Genomic DNA, 2628 nt, shown 5'->3' on the forward strand with positions numbered 1-2628 from the left:
GATATCGACAGCAGAACAAAACACTGCATTACAGACCGATGCACTGAATCAGGCTGGCTGCGAGCGGGTTTTTGAGGATGTGGTTTCTGGGGCCAAGGCTGACCGGCCCGGCTTGGTTGCTGCTCTCACCTATCTTCGCGACGGCGACGTCCTAGCCGTCTGGCGGCTGGATCGGCTTGGGCGCTCCCTGCCGCACCTGATCGAGACGATAGGAGCGTTGGAAGCGCGAGGCGTCGGTTTCCGATCACTGATGGAAAATATAGATACCACCACGTCAGGTGGTCGACTCATCTTCCATGTGTTCGGGGCATTGGGTCAGTTTGAACACGACCTGATCCGCGACCGCACCAAGGCCGGCTTGGCCGCTGCCGCCGCTCGCGGGCGAAAGGGCGGGCGCAAGCCGGTCATTACCGCTGACAAGTTACAGCAGGCACGTAAATATATCGCTAACGGGCTAAATGTCCGGGAGGCCGCTACACGCCTTAAAGTGGGCAAAACGTCCCTGTATGCAGCTCTGCAATCCACCCGCACAGTCGATTTCTTAAAACGACAACAACCTCAAGCGTAGCGCCCCAGAAATGACCTCCAAAAGCGAACGGTTGAACGTCCTATCGGATGCCGAACAAGAGGCTCTGTACGGTGTGCCTAACTTCGATGACAGCCAACAGCTGGAATACCTCGCGCTATCAGAGACCGAACTGGCACTGGCCTCCAGTCGCTTCGGCCTAAATGCTCAGGTGCATTGCATTCTGCAAATCGGTTATTTCAAGGCCAAGCGCGCTTTCTTTGTCTTTGACTGGGACGAGGTGGTCGATGACTGCACCTTCGTCATCAGTCGGTATTTCCAAGGCCAGTCGGTGGAGCTACTGGCCATCTCCAAGCATGAGCGCTATGCCCAGCGTGGCGGTATCACGGCGCTGTTTGACTATCAGCCATGGTCTTTGACCTGCTTGCCTTGGCTGGCATCGCGGGCCGCACAACTGGTGCGACGCGATGTAACGCCCAGCTTTGTGGCTTTAGAGCTTGTGGTCGCGCTAGGTGAACGCAAGATCATCCGGCCGGGTTACACCACCTTGCAGGAGATTGTCAGTAAGGCACTGAGTGATGAACGCCTTCGCCTGGGCAGCTTGCTCGAGGGGCTGCTGGACGAACCCCTCAAGGCAATATTGTCGCAGTTGCTGGTGTACGAAGATACCCTCTCCGATTTGGCCGTGCTCAAGCAAGATGCTAAAAATTTTGGCCATCGACATATGAGCCGCGAGCGCGAAAAGCGCGCGACGCTGGCACCGCTGCACCACGCCGCCAAGGAAATACTACCCCGCCTGGAAATCTCCCGGCAAAACCTGCTGTACTACGCCAGCCTGGTGAACTACTACACGGTATTTGACCTGCGCCGTCTCAAGCCTGCACAAGCACGCCTGTACCTGCTGTGTTTCGCCTAGCTGCGTTACCGGCAATTCACCGACAATCTGGTGGCCGCAATGAATCACCTCGTGCGTCACTATGAAGCTGAAACCAAGGTGTATGCACAGAAGCGTATTTTGCATGAGCAGGTGGTGCAATCGCGCAATAACCGTAAAGTCGGGCGGCTGCTCCTGTTGTACGTAGACGACCAAGTGGCTGACAGTGAGCTGTTTGGCACCGTGCGCCGTCGTGCCTGGCAGATCATGGGCAAGGACGAAGTGCTAGCAGTAGGCCAACACATGAGCACCAAACAGCTCAGCTCCCTGGCGCTACGCTGGGAAGCTATCGACAAACTGAGCGTGCGGGTGCGCCTGAACCTGCGACCGATCTTTGCTAGCGTGGACTTCTGCGGGGCGGAACCGGATAACCCCTGGCTGCAAGCGCTGGAGTGGATCAAAACAGTGTTTGCGCATCAGCAACGACCATCGCATCGCCCATTGTCCGAGTGTCCAGCCAATACCTTGCCAGTGCGCTTGCGCTCCTTCCTGCTGGACAGTGACGACGCTGGCAACCGTGTAGCTCTTAACGACGCACGATATGAGTTCTGGCTGTACCATGAGATAGCCAAACGTCTACGCACCGGCGATATCTATATAGATGACAGCTTGCAACACCGCCAACTGGCCGACGAGCTGGTGCCACTGGCCGAATACGCGCCACTGCTGGCAAAAATGGACGCGAACATTGCCTGGTTGCGTCAACCCGTCAGCACGCGCCTGGAAGCGTTGGCCGAGCAATTACGACAACAGTGGCATTCCTTCAACTCGGAACTACGCCGGGGGACGCTGCCACACCTGACGTTCGACACTGCGCGTAAACGCTTGATATGGCGCCAACCCAAAGCTAATAAAGGGGCCGACCAATCCGAAGCCTTTTACGGGCGTTTGCCGCTGACCGACGTGGCCGACGTGTTGCGCTTCGTGGATGGTCAATGCCAGTTCCTGTCGGCATTGACGCCACTGCAACCGCGCTATGCCAAGCAGAGCACCCAGGCCAACAGCTTGCTGGCCGTAATCACTGCCATAGCCATGAACCACGGTATGTTCACCATGGCGCGCACCAGTGACATTCCCTATCAGGTGCTGGAGACGGCCTACAAGCAGTACTTGCGACAATCGACGTTGCAAGCAGCCAATGACTGTATTAGCAACGCCATCGCCAAGC

Annotated in this window: 1 protein-coding gene and 1 pseudogene; both read left to right on the forward strand. The window is 57.0% G+C overall.

Annotated elements, in window-relative coordinates; translation table 11 throughout:
- Window position 1 precedes the first annotated feature (1 nt).
- Window positions 2-568: a recombinase family protein gene (locus tag ALO43_RS20815; protein ID WP_083492218.1), complete on the forward strand. Its 567-nt coding sequence runs from the start codon at window positions 2-4 to the stop codon at window positions 566-568.
- Between the two features lie 10 nt (window positions 569-578).
- A pseudogene (locus ALO43_RS31605) lies at window positions 579-2628 on the forward strand (DUF4158 domain-containing protein); the annotation flags it as partial.

Source organism: Pseudomonas tremae, assembly GCF_001401155.1.
In the GTDB taxonomy this organism is placed as follows: domain Bacteria; phylum Pseudomonadota; class Gammaproteobacteria; order Pseudomonadales; family Pseudomonadaceae; genus Aquipseudomonas; species Aquipseudomonas tremae.